The sequence below is a fragment of the uncultured Romboutsia sp. genome (assembly GCF_958366745.1).
GTDB classification, from domain to species: domain Bacteria; phylum Bacillota; class Clostridia; order Peptostreptococcales; family Peptostreptococcaceae; genus Romboutsia; species Romboutsia timonensis.
In genome coordinates, this window is the sequence record NZ_CATXCO010000243.1 from 1 (window position 1) to 3,389 (window position 3,389).

The 3,389-nt window shown below is 26.9% G+C and carries 4 protein-coding genes; all 4 read left to right on the forward strand.

From position 1 onward, the window contains the following. The first annotated feature begins 98 nt into the window (after positions 1–98). Complete coding sequence (locus Q5F54_RS12090; protein ID WP_281537575.1) at positions 99–338, forward strand: hypothetical protein; 240 nt, start codon at positions 99–101, stop codon at positions 336–338. Between the two features lie 359 nt (positions 339–697). Further along, positions 698–1,432, forward strand: coding sequence for a GntR family transcriptional regulator (locus Q5F54_RS12095; RefSeq protein ID WP_288526733.1), 735 nt, complete (start codon positions 698–700; stop codon positions 1,430–1,432). Between the two features lie 9 nt (positions 1,433–1,441). Further along, the gene (gene nagA / locus Q5F54_RS12100; RefSeq protein ID WP_288526732.1) at positions 1,442–2,578 is read left to right on the forward strand and encodes an N-acetylglucosamine-6-phosphate deacetylase; all 1,137 of its coding nucleotides are present in this window, start codon (positions 1,442–1,444) and stop codon (positions 2,576–2,578) included. A gap of 15 nt (positions 2,579–2,593) precedes the next feature. Next, positions 2,594–3,343, forward strand: coding sequence for a glucosamine-6-phosphate deaminase (nagB, locus tag Q5F54_RS12105; protein WP_071120254.1), 750 nt, complete (start codon positions 2,594–2,596; stop codon positions 3,341–3,343). The last annotated feature ends 46 nt before the right edge of the window (positions 3,344–3,389 follow it).

Genomic DNA, 3,389 nt, shown 5'->3' on the forward strand with positions numbered 1-3,389 from the left:
ATAAGTGTCTTTTTTTGTTTATATATTTGTCTGATTTAATTATACAATTCAGGTATTATAAACAAGAAATAAAAATAATGGGATTATGGAGGAGTAATATGAAGGAACACATAGATTTAATAATGGGATTAGTTGCAGGATTAGCTTTAACGTTTTTAAATAATGACGCAGTTCATGATAGTATAAGTTATGTTTTCACACTTTTTGACCCAAAAAACTTTAAATTCTTATTTATAGGAAGTTGGATGTCAACAGTTATATATATAATATCTTTCATTGGAATATTTGTTACAGTAGCTTATTCTTTTCTTATACTTAGAAAATTATTAAAAAAGTAAAAAGATAACCCGTATTGTTAATATATTACGAACAATTTATAGTAAGTTATAGAAGCAACCACACCTTAGAATTCAATGTGTTGAAAATACTAAGGTATGGTTATTTTTATGTCATATTTATCACAAAGATGGCTAACATAGCCTTATTTTTATATACTAAGAAATTATAAATTACTTGCTTTGAGGATAAATTATAATCCCAACTGCTAATGATTTAAGCATCTGATGTGTATTTATATATAAATTATTATAATTAAAATTATAATAAATAATAATTTTGCAAAATAAGTTGACTTAGGAAATTGTTTGCACTACCATATTGGTATATACCAATATAAAAATAATGAAAATGGTGAAAAATGAAAATAGTAGACAAAAATTTAGACATAGCACTTCATATTCAACTTTATCAAATAATTAAAGATATGATAGAAAGTAAAGAACTTGAAGAAGGTGCAAGCCTAATGCCAGAAAGAGAACTTTGCAAACTTCAAAATATTAGTAGAATGACAGTAAACAAGGCAATTATAAATTTAGTAAATGAAGGCTTATTAGAAAGAAGACAAGGTAAGGGAACTTTTGTATCATATAAAAAACAACAGTATAGATTTCAAAAGTTAAAAGGTTTTACAGAAGTTATGAGTGAACGAGGTTTTAATATAAATAATAAGATATTAGAATTTGAAATAGGTGTTCAGAATAAAATTATAAGAGAGAATTTAAGTATAAAAAATGAACATGAGCTTATTTATAAAATAAAAAGGCTTAGAATAATAGATAATGAGCCTTTTGCTTTAGAAACTGTATATATTCCAGAAAAAATGTGTGCTGGATTAAAAGAAGTTCTAAAAGAAGAAGATTCTTTATATAGGGTATTTAGAGAGGAATATAATCATAAAATAGAAAAAGCAATACAAACAATAGAACCAATAACATTAAATAAAGAGAGCTCAAAACTTTTAAACAGAGATATAAATTCACTTGCTTTAAAATTTGATAGAAAAGTATATACCAAAGACCAAAGCATATTAGAGTATACTATATCAATTTTTACAAGTGATAAACATCAATACCAAATTATGATGACTGAATAGGGGGATAATATGAAAGCAGTTGTAAATGGTAAAATTGTTTTAAAAAATGGTGTTTTAGAAAATAAAGTAATAGTATTTGATAAAAAGATAATAGATATATGTGATGAAGTACCAACTAATTGTGAGATTATAGATGCAAAAGAAAACTATGTATGTCCGGGGCTTATAGATATACATATACATGGATGCAAGGGATTTGACGCCATGGATGAAGATGAAAATGCAGTAGAGATTATAAGTAAAGGATTAGCAGAAACTGGAGTTACATCTTTTCTACCAACTACAATGACTATGTCACCTGAAAGAATTTATAAAGCCTTTGATAATATAATAAAAGCTAAAAATAAAAGTATTAAAGGTGCAAAAGTATTAGGTGCACATATGGAAGGACCTTTTATCAATGAAAAATATAAAGGTGCACAAAATCCTAAGTATATATATAAACCAAGCTTTGACTTTATAAAAGATTACACAGACATTATAAAAGTAATATCATATTCACCAGAAGAGGATAAAGATTTTGAATTCACAAAACAAGTAAAAAAAGAAACAGATATAGTTTTATCAATATGTCATAGTGATGCTAGTTATAGTACTGGAAAAGAAGCTAAAGATTTAGGAGTAACTAATATAACACATTTATTTAATGGTATGACTCCTTTAAATCATAGAAATCCAGGAGTTGTTGGATTAGGTTTAATGTCAGATATGTACTGTGAATTAATAGCAGATAAAATACATATAAACAAAGAATTATTCCAATTTGTAATTAATAGTAAAGGAAAAGATAAATTAGTATTAATTACAGACTCTATGAGAGCTGGGTGTATGCCTGACGGTGAATATGATTTAGGTGGTCAAACTGTATATGTTAAAGATAACTATGCAAGGATAGCAAGTGGAAGTTTAGCAGGAAGTGTACTAACTTTAAATAAAGCAGTATATAATTTTAAAGAAAATACAAACTTAAATATATACGAAGCAATAAACTTGGCATCTTTAAACCCTGCAAAATCAATAAAAGTAGATTATAAAAAGGGAAGTTTAGAAATAGGTAAAGATGCAGATATAGCTATATTTAATGAGAATATGGATTGCTTAGCTACTATAGTAGAAGGCGATACAATATACAATAAGATAAATTAAATTGAGGTGGATTATATGAGAATAATAGTTTGTGAAAATTATGAAGAAGTAAGTAAAAAAGCTGCACAAATGATATTAAGTCAAGTAACTTTAAAGCCAAATTCAGTTTTAGGTCTTGCAACAGGCTCTACACCTATAGGAATGTATGAAAATTTAGTAAGTCTTAATAAAAAAGGGGATATTGATTTTTCAGAAGTAAGAACATTTAATTTAGATGAATATTATAAATTACCTAAAGAAAATGACCAAAGTTATCATTATTTTATGTATAAAAATTTATTTGACCATATAAATATAAATCCAGAAAATATACACATACCAAATGGTATGACAGATGATGTTGATGCTGAATGTGAAAGATATGATGAGTTAATTAAAGAAGCTGGTGGAGTAGATATACAAGTATTAGGAATAGGAAACAATGCACATATAGGGTTTAATGAGCCAACAATAAACTTTGAAAAGGGAACTCATTTAGTACAGTTAGAAGACTCTACAATAGAAGCAAACTCAAGATTCTTTGATAATATAGAAGATGTTCCTAAAAAAGCAATAACAATGGGAGTTGGATCAATATTTAAAAGTAGAAAAATAATGTTAATTGCAACAGGAGAAAATAAGGCTGAAGCTATTTACAATACTGTATATGGAAAAGTAGTGCCCGAAGTACCAGCATCTATATTGCAGTTTCATAGTGATATAGTTTTAATATTAGATAAAGAAGCTGCGAAGCTTTTAAAGGAAGAAGACTATAAAATAGCATAATTAGTTGAGTGAAAATACCCCCGTCGGATTTTACGACGGGGGTATT

Bases quoted from the DNA above. Each gene is read 5' to 3' on its own strand.
- Q5F54_RS12090 (WP_281537575.1), top strand. From the start codon at position 99: ATGAAGGAACACATAGATTTAATAATGGGATTAGTTGCAGGATTAGCT.
- nagB (WP_071120254.1), top strand. From the start codon at position 2,594: ATGAGAATAATAGTTTGTGAAAATTATGAAGAAGTAAGTAAAAAAGCT.
- nagA (WP_288526732.1), top strand. From the start codon at position 1,442: ATGAAAGCAGTTGTAAATGGTAAAATTGTTTTAAAAAATGGTGTTTTA.
- Q5F54_RS12095 (WP_288526733.1), top strand. From the start codon at position 698: ATGAAAATAGTAGACAAAAATTTAGACATAGCACTTCATATTCAACTT.